14 protein-coding genes are annotated in these 15,887 nt (G+C 66.9%); 6 read left to right on the top strand and 8 right to left on the bottom strand.

Annotated features, from left to right (window positions below; translation table 11 throughout):
- Positions 1–145 precede the first annotated feature (145 nt).
- From AC5P8Y_RS14715 to ligD, 3 genes are all read left to right on the top strand, one after another.
- Positions 146–544 carry a hypothetical protein gene (locus tag AC5P8Y_RS14715; protein WP_049402954.1) on the top strand — a complete coding sequence of 133 codons (399 nt, stop codon included), beginning with the start codon at positions 146–148 and terminating at the stop codon, positions 542–544.
- A 164-nt stretch (positions 545–708) separates the two neighbouring features.
- Entirely contained in the window at positions 709–1,629 is a 921-nt protein-coding gene (ku, locus tag AC5P8Y_RS14710) for a non-homologous end joining protein Ku (protein WP_005411774.1), read from the top strand.
- A 3-nt stretch (positions 1,630–1,632) separates the two neighbouring features.
- Entirely contained in the window at positions 1,633–4,119 is a 2,487-nt protein-coding gene (gene ligD, locus AC5P8Y_RS14705) for a DNA ligase D (RefSeq protein WP_495202036.1), read from the top strand.
- Positions 4,120–4,190: 71 nt separating this feature from the next.
- Here ligD and AC5P8Y_RS14700 read toward each other — a convergent pair whose 3' ends face one another.
- The 4 genes from AC5P8Y_RS14700 to AC5P8Y_RS14685 all read right to left on the bottom strand — a co-directional run bounded on the left by AC5P8Y_RS14700 (position 4,191) and on the right by AC5P8Y_RS14685 (position 7,178).
- Positions 4,191–4,583 carry a hypothetical protein gene (locus AC5P8Y_RS14700; protein WP_049402959.1) on the bottom strand — a complete coding sequence of 131 codons (393 nt, stop codon included), beginning with the start codon at positions 4,581–4,583 and terminating at the stop codon, positions 4,191–4,193.
- A gap of 127 nt (positions 4,584–4,710) precedes the next feature.
- Positions 4,711–5,739 carry an alcohol dehydrogenase AdhP gene (gene adhP / locus AC5P8Y_RS14695; protein ID WP_049402961.1) on the bottom strand — a complete coding sequence of 343 codons (1,029 nt, stop codon included), beginning with the start codon at positions 5,737–5,739 and terminating at the stop codon, positions 4,711–4,713.
- A gap of 96 nt (positions 5,740–5,835) precedes the next feature.
- On the bottom strand, positions 5,836–6,474 hold the full coding sequence (eda, locus tag AC5P8Y_RS14690; protein WP_049402962.1) for a bifunctional 4-hydroxy-2-oxoglutarate aldolase/2-dehydro-3-deoxy-phosphogluconate aldolase: 639 nt from the start codon (positions 6,472–6,474) through the stop codon (positions 5,836–5,838).
- A gap of 113 nt (positions 6,475–6,587) precedes the next feature.
- Positions 6,588–7,178, bottom strand: a complete 591-nt coding sequence (locus AC5P8Y_RS14685; RefSeq protein ID WP_005411799.1) for a cysteine dioxygenase family protein — start codon at positions 7,176–7,178, stop codon at positions 6,588–6,590.
- A 238-nt stretch (positions 7,179–7,416) separates the two neighbouring features.
- On the opposite strand from AC5P8Y_RS14685, the gene AC5P8Y_RS14680 reads away from it, so the two are divergent.
- Complete coding sequence (locus tag AC5P8Y_RS14680) at positions 7,417–8,472, top strand: LacI family DNA-binding transcriptional regulator (protein ID WP_049402964.1); 1,056 nt, start codon at positions 7,417–7,419, stop codon at positions 8,470–8,472.
- Positions 8,473–8,582: 110 nt separating this feature from the next.
- Here AC5P8Y_RS14680 and phhA read toward each other — a convergent pair whose 3' ends face one another.
- A complete protein-coding gene (phhA, locus tag AC5P8Y_RS14675; protein ID WP_049402965.1) occupies positions 8,583–9,476 on the bottom strand; it encodes a phenylalanine 4-monooxygenase in 894 nt (297 codons plus the stop codon).
- Between the two features lie 125 nt (positions 9,477–9,601).
- Here phhA and AC5P8Y_RS14670 point away from each other — a divergent pair, with 125 nt between their 5' ends.
- Positions 9,602–10,087, top strand: coding sequence for an Lrp/AsnC family transcriptional regulator (locus AC5P8Y_RS14670; RefSeq protein WP_014035441.1), 486 nt, complete (start codon positions 9,602–9,604; stop codon positions 10,085–10,087).
- Between the two features lie 39 nt (positions 10,088–10,126).
- On the opposite strand, the gene AC5P8Y_RS14665 is transcribed toward AC5P8Y_RS14670, so the two are convergent.
- Positions 10,127–11,119: a patatin-like phospholipase family protein gene (locus tag AC5P8Y_RS14665; RefSeq protein ID WP_019337382.1), complete on the bottom strand. Its 993-nt coding sequence runs from the start codon at positions 11,117–11,119 to the stop codon at positions 10,127–10,129.
- 178 nt (positions 11,120–11,297) lie between these two features.
- A complete protein-coding gene (locus AC5P8Y_RS14660) occupies positions 11,298–12,314 on the bottom strand; it encodes a TIGR00266 family protein (protein ID WP_005407480.1) in 1,017 nt (338 codons plus the stop codon).
- 158 nt (positions 12,315–12,472) lie between these two features.
- Between AC5P8Y_RS14660 and AC5P8Y_RS14655 the strand changes: the two genes are divergently transcribed.
- A complete protein-coding gene (locus tag AC5P8Y_RS14655) occupies positions 12,473–14,743 on the top strand; it encodes a TonB-dependent receptor (protein WP_049402969.1) in 2,271 nt (756 codons plus the stop codon).
- A gap of 112 nt (positions 14,744–14,855) precedes the next feature.
- Here AC5P8Y_RS14655 and AC5P8Y_RS14650 read toward each other — a convergent pair whose 3' ends face one another.
- Positions 14,856–15,695: an acid phosphatase gene (locus AC5P8Y_RS14650; protein ID WP_033833533.1), complete on the bottom strand. Its 840-nt coding sequence runs from the start codon at positions 15,693–15,695 to the stop codon at positions 14,856–14,858.
- Positions 15,696–15,887 lie beyond the last annotated feature (192 nt).

Below are 15,887 nucleotides of genomic sequence, written 5' to 3'. Positions count from 1 at the left end.
TCTGGTACCTGCCCTTGGGGGGATTCCACTACACCGCCCCGCAGGTAAAGCCGTTGCGAACCTGGCGTCATGAACATCTCGCTCACCCCCCGGTAACGGCACCGCGCGTATTCCTGCCCACCCGCCCCCGCTGCAGGAGCCGGCCATGCCCCGTCTTGAACGACCCGCAACGTCCGTGTTCAACGCCCTGCTCGATCCGCTCGGCCAGCGCAGCGCGCAGCGCCGTACGCGTCGCCATGAAGACCCCCAGGCGGTGGCGCAGGACTACCTGCAGTACATGCTCAGCGACTACGAGGAGCGCCGCGGGCAGAGCCACCGGAACTGGCGCGACCTGTGTCCGGTGTATGCCTTCGCGTTGACCACGCATGCCGCGGATTGGCCACGCGGTGATGCCGCCGATACCTGCGAGGAACTGGCCGAGCACTGGGAACAGATGCGCGGGCAGTCACGGTTGGGCTGGTCGCAGGCGCGGCCGGTGGTGGAGGACGCCTGGCGCGCGCTGGACCATATTCCGGCGGCGGCGGTGAGGCCGTTGCTGCAGTAGTGCCGGCCGCTGGCCGGCAACCCCAGGAAACTTCAGGCCGCGAGCTCTGCCGGCCAGCGGCCCGCACTACCGCATCTGCGTAGAACCCACGTGCACGGTATCGACACGGGTGGTTTACACCGCCCATCCGAAGCTGGATGCCCTGCCCCGCCAAAGGTACGCCCATGGCCCGCCCGATCTGGACCGGCACGCTGTCGTTTGGCCTGCTCAACGTGCCGGTGTCGCTGATGTCCGGCGAACGCAAGGTCGACCTGCAGTTCCGCATGCTCGATTCCCGCGACCGCAAGCCGATCCGTTTCGAACGGGTCAACGCCGACACTGGCGAGGAAGTGCCCTGGAAGGACATCGTCAAAGCCTATGAGTACGACAAGGGCAGTTATGTCGTGCTGGAGGAAGGTGATATCCGCTCGGCTGCGCCGGAAAGCCACGAAGCGGTGGAGGTGGAATCATTCGTGGATGCGGCGCAGATCGACCCGCGCTATTACGAGAAACCGTATCTGCTGGTGCCCGGCAAGAAGGCCGAGAAGGGCTACGTGCTGCTGCGCGAAACGTTGCGCAGCACCGGCAAGGTGGGCATCGCGCGGGTGGTGGTGCGTACGCGCGAGTACTTGTGTGCGGTGATGCCGCATGAGGACGCGCTGGTGCTGATGATCCTGCGCTATCCGCAGGAACTGGTGGATCCCGAGGACTACAAGCTGCCCACCGGCAAGCTGTCCGACTATCGCATCACCAGCAAGGAAACGGCGATGGCCGAGCAGTTGATCGAGTCGATGGCCGGCGATTGGGATCCGTCGCAGTACCACGATGAATTCCGCGAGCGCCTGCAGCAGGTGTTGAACAAGCGCATCAAGTCCAAGGGCGGCACCACGCGGGTGGACGATGAGCCGGCACCGCGCGAGGACGCCAGTACCAATGTGGTCGACTTCATGGCGCTGCTGCAGAAGAGCCTGGATGCGAACAAGCGAACGCCAGCGAAGAAGGCCGCAACGCGCAAAGCAGCCGCCAAGTCGCCAGTGAAGAAGGCCGCAAAGAAGACAACGAAGAAGGCTGCAAAGAAGACCGCACCCCGACGCAAGGCGGGGTGAGCCATGTCGTTGCACCAGTATCGGCGCAAACGCCGGCTTGGCGGTGGCGCCGGGCAGACAACGGAGCCCGACGACACGCCCGCACCGGGCGACCCGAAGCGGCGGCCGACCTTTGTCATCCAGCTGCACCATGCCAGCTCGCGTCACTATGACTTCCGCCTGGAAATGGACGGCGTACTGAAGAGCTGGGCGGTGCCCAAGGGGCCTTCCCTGCGCGTCGGTGAAAAGCGGCTGGCCGTGGAAGTGGAAGACCATCCGTTGTCCTACGCCGGTTTCGAGGGAGACATTCCTGAAGGTCACTATGGTGCGGGCCACGTGGAAGTCTTCGATCACGGCACCTGGGCCTGTGAAGGCGATCCACTGCAGGCACTGGCGGCGGGCAAGATCGACTTCGTGCTGCATGGACAACGCCTGGCCGGTGGCTGGAAGCTGGTGCGGACCGCGATGAAGGGACGCCAGGTGCAGTGGCTGTTGATCAAGCGCGGTGACGGGGAAGCGCGCGACGCGGAGGCGGATGACCTGCTGACGGCACCGATGCCGAAACGAACACCTGCGGCGAAGAAGCGTTCCGCGGACAAGACGGCGCGAGCTGCACCCGTCGCACGCACGACCACACGCAAGGCCGATGTGCGCTGGCATGCACGCGCGCTGCAACTGCACGGCGCACGTGACGCACCCTACCCGCATGCATTCAAACCGCAGTTGACCGATCATCGCGACAGTGCGCCGGACGGCGACCGCTGGCTTCACGAGATCAAGTGGGATGGCTATCGCCTGCTGGCTGATCTGCACAATGGCGAGGTCAAGCTGCGCTCCCGCAATGGTCTGGATTGGACCGGTGATTTTCCCGAAGTGGTGCAGGCCGTGCAGGCGCTGCCGGTGCGCGATGCACGCCTGGACGGCGAACTGGTGGTGCTGGACAAGGAAGGACGCAGTGACTTCGCAGCGTTGCAGCGGGTGATCGACGGCAGTTCGAAGCAACCGCTGCGCTACATCGTGTTCGATCTTCCGGGCGTGGCTGGAGCGGATATCAGTCGTGCGCCGTTGCTGGAGCGCAAAGCACTCCTGAAAGAGCTCATTGGGCCCGCGCCTGGCACCCTGGCCTTCAGCGAGCACGTGATCGACCATGGCCCGCAGGTGTTCGTTGCCAGTGGCAAGGCCGGATTCGAAGGCATCGTCAGCAAGCAGGTGGATGCCCCGTACGTCAATACCCGCGCGCGCAGCTGGGTGAAGGTGAAGCACGAAGACACCGACGAGTTCCTGATCGTCGGCTACACGGCACCCAAGGGTTCACGGGTGGGGTTCGGCTCGCTGCTGCTGGCGACGCCGGACAAGGGCGGCTTGCGCTATGTGGGCCGCGTTGGCACCGGTTTCGACGACCAAAGCCTGCGCGCGCTGCTCAAGGCACTGCAGCCATTGGCGGTGAAGACGCCCGTGCTGCAGCTGCCGGCGCATGTGCCGTTCCGCGCTGCCAGCGTACGCTGGGTGAAGCCGGTGGCGGTTGCCGAGGTGGCCTTCCGTGGCTGGGGCAAGGAAGGCCTGCTGCGCCAGGCCAGTTTCAAGCGACTGCGCAGCGACAAGCAGAAGGAGGACCTGGGAATGAGCACCGCAGATGCCGAAACCGGAGGCGAGGTCGAGATCACTCATCCGGAGCGGGTGGTGTTTCCAAGGCAGAAACTGCGCAAGTGTGACGTGGCCGACTACTACCAGCGCATGGCGCGCTGGATCCTGCCCGAAATCGCCGGACGTCCACTGTCACTGCTGCGCTGCCCGGAGGGCGTGGGCAAGGCCTGCTTCTTCCAGAAGCACCATGGCCCCGGCCTGGGGGACGCGGTACATGCGGTACCCCTGCAGCAGAAGAGCGGCCGCGAGGACTACGTCTACGTCGACGATGCGCGGGGCCTGCTGCAGCTGGTGCAGATGAACACGCTGGAGCTGCATCCGTGGGGCGCGACCGTGGCCGATCCCGAGCATCCAGACCGCCTCGTGTTCGATCTCGATCCCGGCGAAGGGGTGAACTGGGCACAGGTGAAGGCCGCTGCGCGCGATGTCCGTGACCGCCTGCAGCAGGTGGGCCTGCAGAGCTTCGTGCGGCTGTCCGGTGGCAAAGGCGTGCACGTGGTGGTGCCGCTCCAGCCCAAGGCCGGATGGGACGAGACGAAGGCGTTCTGCGAGGCGTTCGCGCAGGCAATGGCGCTGGAGCAGCCTGATCGCTACGTGGCGACGATGAGCAAGGCCAAGCGCAGCGGCGTGATCTTCATTGACTGGCTGCGCAACACACGCGGTGCGACCAGCGTGTGTTCGTGGTCGCTGCGCGCGCGCGATGCTGCCGGCGTGGCGGTGCCGCTGCGCTGGGAAGAGCTTGCACGCGTCAGTGCGGCCGACGCGTTTCCGATGGCCAAGGCACTGGCGCGCGCGAAGCGGCTGAAGGGTGACCCATGGCAGGGCATCGCGCGGTTGAAGCAGACGCTGCCGTCGCTGAAGCGGTAGTGCCGGCCGCTGGCCGGCAACTGCAGGATGGCCGAGGTTGCCGGCCAGCGCCCGGCACTACCTGCATACGTTCAGCGCGGATCCCGCGAGGGGCGGCGGCCGAACCACCAGCCCACCAGCAGCTGCAGCGGCAGCGATGCCAACAGCGAAATGACGAACCAGAGCGGGAAATCCGCGCCTGCGGTCCACATCGCGTATCCGCAGCCCAGTGCGATCAGCGACCAGATCGAGAAGCCGTGCGAACGCGGCCAGCAGGGCGCGTAGTAGGTGGCGAAGGCGATGCCTGCGATGCCGCCGAGCACGCTGAAGGCCAGATCCCAGCCCAGCTGCATGCTGTTGTTGTCCGGTGACAGGCCCAGCAGCGGCGGCAGCCAGCTGGCGACGCTGCTGACCAGGGCAAGCGACAGCACGCCGCCGATCAGGGCGACGATGGACAGGAACAGGGTCTTGAGCAGGCCAGGCATGCGCGCATTGTACGGCTGCCACGGAGTGCCCGGGTTGCCGGCCAGCGGCCGGCACTACCGATGGATCGGCATGGCCGCCGTGCCCGTGGGAGAGGGGTACGGAGCAGCGGCGGCCATGCACAGGCGGTCAGGCGGCGAAGTCGATCACCACGCGGCCTTCGATGGTGCCCGCGTGCATCCGCGCGAACACATCGTTGATGTTTTCCAGGCGGTCGGTGCTGACCGTGGCCGCGACCTTGCCTTCGGCGGCGAACTGCAGCGATTCCTGCAGATCCAGCCGGGTGCCGACGATCGAGCCGCGTACGGTGATGCCGTTGAGCACCATGCCGAAGATGTCCAGCGGGAAATTGCCCGGCGGCAGGCCGTTGAGCGACACGGTGCCGCCACGGCGGACCATGCCCAGCGCCTGCTCGAATGCCTTCGGTGAAACCGCGGTGACCAGGGCGCCGTGCGCGCCGCCGATTTCCTTCTTCAGGAACGTGGCCGGATCGGTGGTGCGTGCGTTGACGGTGACCTGCGCACCGAGCTGCCGCGCCAGCGCCAGCTTGCTGTCGTCCACGTCCACCGCGGCCACGTTCAAGCCCATCGCGCGGGCGTACTGCACCGCCATGTGGCCCAGGCCGCCGATGCCGGAGATCGCCACCCAGTCACCGGGCTTGGTGTCGGTGACCTTCAGGCCCTTGTAGACGGTCACGCCGGCGCACAGCACCGGCGCGATCTCGACGAAGCCCACTTCCTTCGGAAGCAGGCCGACATAGTTGGCATCGGCCAGTGCGTACTCGGCGAAGCCGCCGTTGACCGAGTAGCCGGTATTGCGCTGCGTTTCGCACAGCGTTTCCCAGCCGCCCAGGCAGTGTTCGCAATGGCCACACGCCGAGTACAACCAGGGGATGCCGACCCTGTCGCCTTCCTTGACGTGCCCTACCCCGCCTCCCACGGCCACGACGTGCCCCACGCCCTCGTGGCCGGGGATGAATGGCGGGTTCGGTTTCACCGGCCAGTCGCCCTCGGCGGCGTGCAGGTCGGTGTGGCAGACGCCACAGGCCTCGATCCTGACCAGCACCTCGCCCGCCCCCGGGCGCGGTACCGAGACTTCCTCGATGACCAGTGGCTTGCCGAACTCGCGTACGACGGCGGCCTTCATGGTGGATTGCATGTTCGGATCTCCGCAGTGCGCTTGCCCACAGAATGACGCCGGCTCGAGGCCGGCGCTTTGATCACGATCAAACCTTTGGAGATTCGTGCAGCGTGTTCAGCTGGCCAGCACCGATGCCTCGCGCGCCAGGCGCTCGATCGCCTCCCAGTCACGGGTCTGCAGCAGCGCCGGGGTGGTCAGCCACGAACCGCCCACGCACAGCACATTGGGCAGGTGCAGGAACTGCGGCGCGGTCTGCGCGCTGATGCCGCCGGTCGGGCAGAAGCGCACGTCGGCGAACGGGCCGTGCCAGGCCGCCAGCAGCGCGGCACCGCCGGCCTGCACGGCCGGGAAGAACTTGAAGGTGTCCTTGCCGTGTTCCAGGCCCAGGATCAGGTCCGAGGCGGTGGCGGCACCGGGCAGGTATGGCAGGTCGGCATCGCGTGCGGCGGCATACAGGGCCGGTGTAGCCCCGGGCGACACCGCGAAGCGCGCGCCGGCCTGCTTCGCCGCCTGCATCTGTGCGGCATTGAGCACGGTACCGGCGCCGATCACCGCATCCGGCACGGCCTCGACCATCGCCTTGATGGCGTCCAGCGCCTGCGGCGTGCGCAGGGTCACCTCGATCACCGGCAGGCCACCGCGGAACAGTGCCTGGGCTACCTCGACGGCTTCATTCACGTCTTCGGGGGTGTACACCGGAATCACCGGTGCCAGCTTCAACAGCGCGCGCAGGCGCGGATCAGCGCTGGACATGGTCTTGCTCCTTGCCCGATGGGGCATCGCGGATCGCCGCCGGGTCCGGCAGCGCAGCGGCGCATGATGCCATGCACGCTGCGAAGGTGCTGGTATCCTGCCCTGCGGCGGATTCAGACTGCGTCGGCCTGCAGTGCCTGGATGCGGCGCTGGTACCAGTCACCCCCAAGCGGGTCGAACACCGCCGAACGTTCCATCGGCGCTTCGTATACATGCACCGAAATGGCCAGGGCTTCATCGCTGGCATTGCGCAGGGTGTGGTATTCGTGAGGTGGAATGAGGCTGCCGGCGCTGCCGCAGCCGCCGCGCAGCGCGGCGTGGCGTCGGAAGCGCCAGCGTTCGCCGGCGCATTCCAGCAGTTCGTAACGGGTGATCTCCAGTTCCCCCAACCACACGCCCTCCACACACCACATGGCATCGTGGTCGTGCAGCGGCGTGCCCTGCCCTGGGCCCCAGCTCATGGCAATCACGCTGTAGCCGTGTTCCTGGCTGTGGTACAGCGGGCGTCGCGCGTAATGATCACTGACCGGACGGTGCACGCATTCGGGTAGCTCGATGCGGCTGTCCGCGATGGCTTCCTGCAGCGCCAGCTGCAGGTCGGCGGTGATGCGCCCGGCATCACCGGAGGTCATCGCCGCGTCGACTGCGGCGATCAACCGGTCGCGGCCACGGAACGCCGGAAACGGAGAGGTCTGCAGGTCCATGCCCCGACTGTAGCGGAGCATGGTTAAGGGAATGTTGGTGTTCGCGCGCGTCGCACCCGCATTCGTGGCAAGCACGCGTGAAAAACGGTTCAGATGCAAACGCAGTAGAGCGATCACAATGGAACCTCACGCGGTGGAACGTGTCGAACACGGTCTGTGCCGCTCCAGCTGCGACATTCCGCAACTTCGCGCCCGACGGGCGCAAGGCTAGAATTCTCCGACTTACCTGGTTCTATACATGTCAGTGCGAAATATGAGCGATGCCGCGTTACCGGCATCGAAAGGCAAGGCTGCCACGATCAACGACATCGCACGACTGTCGGGAGTTTCCAAGAAAACGGTTTCAAGAATCATCAACAACTCGCCGCTGGTGCGCAAAGACACCCGCGACAAGGTCGAGGCGTTGATGCGCGAGGTCGGTTACGTGCCCGACCCCCTGGCGCGCGGACTCGCGTTCCGCCGCTCCTTCCTGATCGGGCTGGTGTACGACGACCCCGGCGCCCAATGCATTGTCGACCTGCAGCACGGCGCGCTTGAAGCGCTGCGCGGCACCGGCTATGAGCTGGTGGTGCATCCCTGCGACAGCCAGGACCCGGAGTGCGCGCAGGGCGTGCGCCGCTTCGTGCAGCAGCAGAAGCTGCATGGGGTGATCCTCGGCCCGCGTGCATCCGAATCGGTTGCACTCGCGCAGATGCTGGACGACATCGACTGCCGCTACGTGCGGATCAACGCGCATGCGTCGGAAGAAGACGTGCAGGCGGTGGTCACCCACGATCGCGATGGCGCGGCAGCAGCAGCGGGCTACCTGCTGTCGCTCGGCCACCGCGACATCGCGGTGATCGCCGGACCGGGTGACCGGCGCGCGGCGCGTGAGCGTACCCATGGCTTCCTTGACCGGTTGGCCCAGGTGGGGCTGACCTTGCCGGGCGAGCGCGTGCTGGAAGCGGGCGACACCTTCGAATCCGGCGTGCATGCCGCCGAACGGTTGCTGCTGGGGGAACGCCGCCCCAGTGCGATCTTCGCCGGCAACGACGAGATGGCGGCCGGTGTCTACCAGGTCGCGCTGCGTGCGGGTATTGCCGTGCCACAGCAGCTGTCGGTCGTCAGCTACGACGACAGCCCGCTGGCCTCGCGGCTGTGGCCGCCGCTGACCTCGGTGCGCCGCCACGTGTCGGACATCGGCCGCATGGCCGCAGCGATGCTGGTGCAGGCCGACGTACCGGAGGCGCCGGCTGTGGCCAGCGTGCATCCGCAGCTGATGGTGCGCGGTTCCTGCCGGGCCGTGGACGCCTGACTGCCCTGCCCTCGCCTGCGCCGCTGCAATGGCGCAGGCAGACAACAACGAAAACGGCGCATCCAGGTGCGCCGTTTTCCTTTCAATGCGAAGCGCTGTACGCCGTGCGCTTACACGTCGCCGCCGTCGGCCCAGCCATCACCGGTGCCCTTCTGGAACACGCGGTCATCGCCCTGCACGTCACCGGCCGGCAGATGCGCCTGGCTGGCCAGTGCCGCGTAGATCGGGGTGAAGTCCGGCGACGTCGCCTGCATCAGCTGTTCGAAGCTGTCGATGACGAAGTAGGTCTTCTGGAAAGTGTCGATGCGGTACTTCGTGCGCATGATCCGCTGCAGGTCGAAGCCGATGCGGTTGGGCGCGGCCGATTCCAGCGAGTACAGCGACTCGCCCTTCGACGACACGATGCCGGCGCCGTAGATGCGCAGGCCTTCGGGCGTATCGATCAGGCCGAACTCCACCGTGTACCAGTACAGGCGGGTCAGGTTCTGCAGTGCATCCGGGCCGATCGCGTGGGCTTTGACGCCGCCACGGCCGTACGCCTCCATGTAGTCGGCGAACACCGGGTTCATCAGCAGCGGCACATGGCCGAACAGATCGTGGAACAGGTCCGGCTCGGCGATGTAATCAATCTGGTCCGGGCGACGGATCCACCAGGTCACCGGAAAACGGCGATTGGCCAGGTGGTCGAAGAAATCCAGTTCCGGCAGCAGGCCTTCAACGCCGACCAGGGTCCAGCCGGTGGCGGCGCCGAGTACTTCATTGAGCTGGTCGAAGCGCGGAATCATGTGCGCGCTCATGCCCATCTCGTCCTGTGCATCCAGGAACTCCTGGCAGGCGCGGCCGACCAGCAGCTCGCGCTGGCGCTGGTACAGCGTGCTCCAGGTGGCGTGGTCGTCGGCGGTATAGGTGTCCCACGGCTGCTCGACGAGCGCGGTGGTGTACACCGGCACGTAGCCCTTGTCGGTCTGCTGGTGTTCGACGCGGCGGGGCTGGGCGAGGTCCATGGGGCACTCCTTGACGGGATGCCTACGATGCTAGGGCAGAGCACGCGCAACAGGGTTGCAAAAGTTGCGCCCGTTGGCCCTGTTGGCGCAATATCCTTGCGTACTCACCATGTTGCGGGGCAACAATGGCCGGAGAAGTCCAGTTTGATCGCACGGATATACGCCTGCTGGCTGAAATCCAGCGGGATGGGCGCGCCACCAACGCCGAACTGGCGGCGCGGGTGAATCTTTCGCCTTCGGCCTGTCTGCGGCGGTTGCAGCGGCTGGAAAGCGAGGGTGTGATCGTCGGCTACGGCGCGCGGCTGGAACCGCGGCAGTTGCGCCTGGGCCTGCAGGCCTTCGTGCGCGTGCAGCTGGAAAAGCACGACCAGGCCGCCATCGGCCACTTCGTGGACAGCGTGCAGGGCTGGGATGAAGTGGTGGCCTGCCACGCGCTGACCGGCGACATGGACTACCTGCTGCACGTCTACGTGCGCGACCTGGAGCACTTCTCGCACTTCCTGCTGGACCGGCTGCTCAATGCCGGCGGCGTGGCCGATGCCAATTCCAGCTTCGTGCTGCGCACGGTGAAGGGGTTCCAGGCGTTGCCGTTGTCGCAGCTGGAGCCCTGAGCGACCACCGGGCGTGCCCGGTGGCCACGCATCAAGGAATCAGCACTTGTCCTTGCGGCCCATCAGCTTGCCGAGGCGCGAGGCTTCCTCGCACTTCGGCGCGGCCACCGGGGCCGGCGCCGCTGCAGCGGCGCGCGCGCGCTGCAGCTGCTGGATCTTCGCGCGGATCTGCGGCATGGCTGCCATCGCGGCCTTCTCGCCTTCCAGGATCGCGGTGCCACGCTGGCTGAAATCGGCGGCGCCGATGTCCAGCACCTTCGGGCGGATGACGATGTCGGCGCGCGCCAGTTCCTGCTCGCCCAGGCGCTGGCCCATGATCGAGATGGACTGGTTGACGATGCCCAGCATGTCGGTCGGCGCCTTCCCGCTGGCCTTGCTGGAAATGTCCACGGCGATCACGAAGTCGGCGCCGAGCTGGCGTGCGGCATCCACCGGCACCGGGCTGACCACACCGCCATCAATGTAGTTGCGACCGCCGATCTTCACCGGCTCGAACACACCGGGAATGCTGCTCGATGCGCGCACCGCCTGGCCGACGTTGCCGCGCACGAAGATCGCGCGCTCGCCGGTTTCCAGCTGGGTGGCGACGGCGGCGAACGGCTTCTTCAGGCGTTCGGCCGGACGGTTGGCGACCTGTTCGTTGACGTAGTCCTGCAGCTTCTGGCCCTGCACCAGGCCACCGGAGAACAGGCGCACATCGCGGATGCTGGCTTCATCCAGCGCCACCGCCTTGCTCTGCATCTGGAACGCGTCCATGCCGCTGGCATACAGCGCGCCGACCACGCTGCCGGCACTGGTGCCGGACACCACCGCGGGCTCGAAGCCATTGGCTTCCAGCATCTTGATCACACCGATGTGGGCGAAGCCCTTGGCCGCGCCACCGCCGAGCGCGATACCGATCTTCACCGGCTTGGCCTGCGGCACCACGGTGGGGGCCGGCGGCGGCGTGGGCCGGACCGGATCGCCGCCGCAGCCGGCCAGCAGGCCGATCAGGGCGACGGACAGCAGCATGCGGGGGCGGAACAGGCTCATCGGCAGTGCGCTCGCGGCGCCGGACTCGGGAAAGGGCGCCAGCATACCGAAGCCGTGGCGGGGCGGGCAGGGTGGGGGAGTTGCCTATTCAGCAAAAAACGACCCCGTAGGTGCCGACCTTGGTCGGCACACGCAGATTCCAGTGCCGACCAAGGTCGGCACCTACCAAACGAGTGGGTCAGAACCGGTTGTCGCCGTCCAGCATCCGGCCAAGACCCCCCAGTACCGAACCCTCGCCGCGGTTCTGGCCACCGCCCTGCGGCGCGGCCATCCACATGCGGCCGGCCAGGCGCGAGAACGGCAGCGACTGCAGCCAGACCTTGCCTGGGCCGGTCAGCGTGGCCAGGAACACGCCCTCGCCGCCGAACAGCATGCTCTTGATGCCCGCAACACGGCGCACGTCCATGTCCACGGTCGGGTGGTAGGCCACCACGCAGCCGGTATCCACGTCCAGGCGCTCGCCGGCAGCCAGCTCGCGTTCCACCACGCAGCCGCCGGCGTGGATGAACACCCAGCCGTCGCCTTCCAGCTTCTGCATGATGAAACCCTCACCACCGAACAGGCCGGTCATGATCTTGCGCTGGAACTGCACGCCGATCTGCACGCCGCGCGCACCGGCCAGGAAGCTGTCCTTCTGGCAGATCAGGCGGCCGCCGTGTTGGTCCAGTTTCATTGCCAGCACCGTGCCCGGGTAGGGCGCGGCGAAGGCGACCTTGCCCTTGCCGTGCCCGCTCTGCGTGTAGACGGTGGCGAACAGGCTCTCGCCGGTCAGCACGCGCTTGCCGGCGGCCATCACCTTGCCCATGAAGCCGCCGCCCTGGTCGCCGTTGGCGGCGCCGAACACCGTGTCCATCTGTACCGTGGCGTCCTTGAACATCAATGCACCGGCCTCGGCGATGGCGCTCTCGCCGGGGTCGAGCTCGATCTCCACGAACTGCATTTCATGGCCGACGATGCGGAACTCGATGTCGTCGGCGCGGCCGCTGGCGCCGACGGGGACCGGCGGTGGGGTGTTGGGCATGCCCGGGGCCACCGCCTGCAGCTCGGCCACCTCGGCGATCGGTGTCCACCCGCTCATGCCCTGGCACCAGGCCAGCGCGCGCGGATTGGCCTGCGCGTAGCGGCGCGCGGCCTCGTCATCAAGCGGGCCGATGCGCTCGGCCTGGGCGGAGGCATGGAAGTACCACTGGGTCATGGCGGCGGGTCCGTCGCGTTGGAAACCCCGAGTCTAGCGAGCGCCCGGGGGCTCCGGCGACGGGGCCATGAACGGCGGGCATTTGCGGCGTAGGTGCTGTATTGCAACAATTATCTGGTAGCGCCGTTTTACCACCCCTCCAAACACAGCCTACCGCCATGTCCCCGACCCGTACTTCCCGTGGCCGCCTTCCGGTCGCGCGCCCCCTCGTTGCCGCTCTTTCCGCCCTGCTGCCGCTGGTAGCAGCCGCTCAGGAAACCCCCGCCGCCAAGGATCCGGTTGCCCTCGATGCCCTGCAGGTGACCGCGCAGCGCCGCGTCGAGAACGCCAAGGACGTACCGGTCGCACTGAGCGCGATCCAGGGCGAGAAGCTGGATGTGCTCGGCTCGGCCGGCGATGACATCCGCTTCCTGGCCGCGCGCGTGCCCAGCCTCAACATCGAGTCGTCCTACGGCCGTGCCTTCCCGCGCTTCTACATCCGCGGCCTGGGCAACACCGATTTCGACCTCAATGCTTCGCAGCCGGTGTCGCTGGTGTATGACGACGTGGTGCAGGAAAGCCCGCTGCTGAAGGGCTTCCCGCTGTTCGACCTGGCCAACGTGGAAGTGCTGCGTGGCCCGCAGGGCACGCTGTTCGGCCGCAACACCCCGGCCGGCGTGGTCAAGTTCGATTCGGCGCGACCGTCGCAGGATGCCGACGGCTACGTGCGCGTGGGCTACGGCAGCTACAACAGCTGGAACGTGCAGGGCGCCTACGGCGGCCCGCTGACCGACCGCTGGTCGGCACGTGTCTCGGCGATCTACCAGCGCCGCGATGACTGGGTCGACAACACCCGCGCCGGTGCCCCCAACAGTGGCTTCGAAGGCTATGACGAAGCCGCCGGCCGCGTGCAGTTCCTGTACGAAGGCGACGACTTCGAAGCGCTGTTCAACCTGCACAAGCGCAAGCTCAACGGCACCGCGCGCCTGTTCCGCGCCAACATCATCCAGAAGGGCGGCAATTCGCTGGTCGAGAACTTCGACCGCGACAAGGTGGCCAACGACGGCGTCAACTTCTCCGACCTGGAAACCTGGGGCGGCAGCGCGCGCCTGCAGTGGAACCTCGGCTCGGTGACCCTGCACTCGATCACCGGCTACGAGACCGCCGAATCGCTCAACCGCGGTGACATCGACGGCGGCTACGGTGCGGCCTTCCTCGGTGCCGGCAACTACGGTCCGGGCCTGATTCCGTTCTCGTCGGAGTCGGCCGACGGCCTGCCGCACCACCGGCAGTGGACGCAGGAAGTGCGCATCGAGTCCAACGAATGGGGCCGCTTCGACTGGCAGGCCGGCGTCTTCTACTTCGATGAAGACGTGACCATCAACAACTTCAACTACGACTCGCTGACCCCGGGCAACCCGCAGACCGGCCACGTGGTGCAGAACCAGCGCAACAAGGCGTGGGCGGTGTTCGCTTCGGGCGACTTCGATGTCACCGATCGCTTCAAGCTGCGCGCCGGCGTGCGCTACACCCAGGACAAGAAGGACTTCAGCGCCAGCGTGCTGCAGGCCGTTCCGTTCGGCACCCCGGTCAGCGGCCCGTACCTGGCCAACACCGACGTCAACGACGTCAGCTGGGATGTCAGCGGCGTCTACAAGCTGACCGACGACATCAACGCCTACGCCCGCGTGGCCAAGGGCTTCCGCGCACCGTCGATCCAGGGCCGCCTGGCCTTCGCGCCGGGCCTGTCGCAGGCCGACTCGGAGAAGGTCATCTCGTATGAAGCCGGCATCAAGGCCGACCTGTTCGAGCGCCGCGCGCGCGTGGGCCTGAGCGTGTTCCGCTACAACGTCGATGGTCAGCAGCTGATCGCGGTGGGTGGCAGCAACAACACCGCCACCCTGCTCAACGCCGACAAGACCATCGGCCAGGGCGTGGAACTGGACCTGGAAGCCTACCTGGCCGACAACGTCCTGCTGACCTTTGGCAGCAGCTACAACGACACCGAGATCAAGGACAAGGATCTGGCGGTGGCGATCTGCGGCGGTGGCTGCACCATCAACGACCCGACCACGGTGATCAACGGCCAGACCTATGCGCTGGTGAACGGCAACCCGCTGCCGCAGGCACCGAAGTGGATCCACAACGCGACCCTGCGCGTGGGCTTCCCGCTCAGCGATGGCAGCGAGCTGTACGCCTACACGGACTGGGCCTACCGCAGCGCGGTGAACTTCTTCATCTACGAGTCGCCGGAATTCCGCGGCCGTAGTTCGCTGGAAGGCGGCCTGCGCCTGGGCTACAACTGGGATTACGGCCAGTACGACGTGGCCGTGTTCGGCCGCAACCTGACCAACCAGACCCGCGTGGTCGGTGCGATCGACTTCAACAACCTGACCGGCTTCCTCAACGAGCCGCGTACCTGGGGCGTGGAGTTCACCGCGAAGTTCTGATGCGGTGGCTGCGTTGATGCAATGAAGAAGGGCCGGCGCAATGCCGGCCCTTCTTCCTTACGCCCCTTGGTAGTGCCGGCCGCTGGCCGGCAACGAGTGATCCGGCGCGCGCTTACAGCGCGCTCTGCGGGCGCACCTTCAGCACCGCGTTCTCGGTAGTGCAATCGCGGCTGGAGTGCAGGCCGGCCTTGCGTGCGGCGGCGATTTCCTTGCGTGCGGCCAGCAGGTCCTTGTTGAACGCAGCGTTGTCGTGCAGGCGGGCCACCGCGGCGGCGCCCATGAAGCGGCCTTCGAGGATGTCGCTCTGCCAGTGCACGTTGCAGACCAGGCGGCTCTCGCCGTAGTTGCGGCCACGGGCCTGGATGGCATCGGCGCGGTCCGGCGCGATCTCGGACAGGATCAGTGCCCAGGCCCAACCGATCGAGGTGTGGCCGGACGGGTAGGAACCGTTCTTGCGCAGGCCTTCCTCGTCCTTCGGCGAGCAGGTCGGTTCACCGTTGACCATGAACGGGCGCGGGCGCTGGTAGTGGTTCTTGGCCGCCTTGGTCGCCGCACTGGCGTCGATCCGGCTGCGCTCCAGCAGGCGATACAGCGCCGGGGTCTTCACCGCGTCGACGTCGATGTCGGCGGCGCAGGAGAAGTGGTTGGCGCCTTCGGGGAAGCCGAGCTCCGCATCGACGCCGGCCTGGGCGAAGCGCGGGCTGCCACGCAGCGCGCGGGCTTCACGGCTGACCTGCTCGTCCAGGGCGAGCGCGGCCGAACCGGCCACCGGTGGTGCCGGTACCAGGTCGAGGCTGGCCGGAACCGCGCTCTGGTCCAGATAGCCCACCGCCTTGGTGGTGATGTTGGCTTCGACGGCGGTCGGCTTGGTGGCGGTGGCGGCACAACCGGCCAGGGCCGCGACGACGGCAAGGCCGAGCAGCGGGCGGGCAGGGTGGGAAATCAGCGACATGGACAGGCTCCGGGAGAGAAAACAACGCGCCATGATCGCAGCCCCCATACGACACTGCAGTGGCCATCGGTCATACGGCCAGACCCGGCATGGTCATTGTCGCGATATGAAAAGCGTCATCGTTTGACGTCAGTCTCCTGATTCCGGGCGCAGCGCACGGACTTTCACGCCGCTGCACCGCGAGCATCGGCA

The organism is Stenotrophomonas sp. YJH_SMC_12-1 (assembly GCF_059370935.1).
This window is presented reverse-complemented; position numbering and strand designations above follow the sequence as displayed.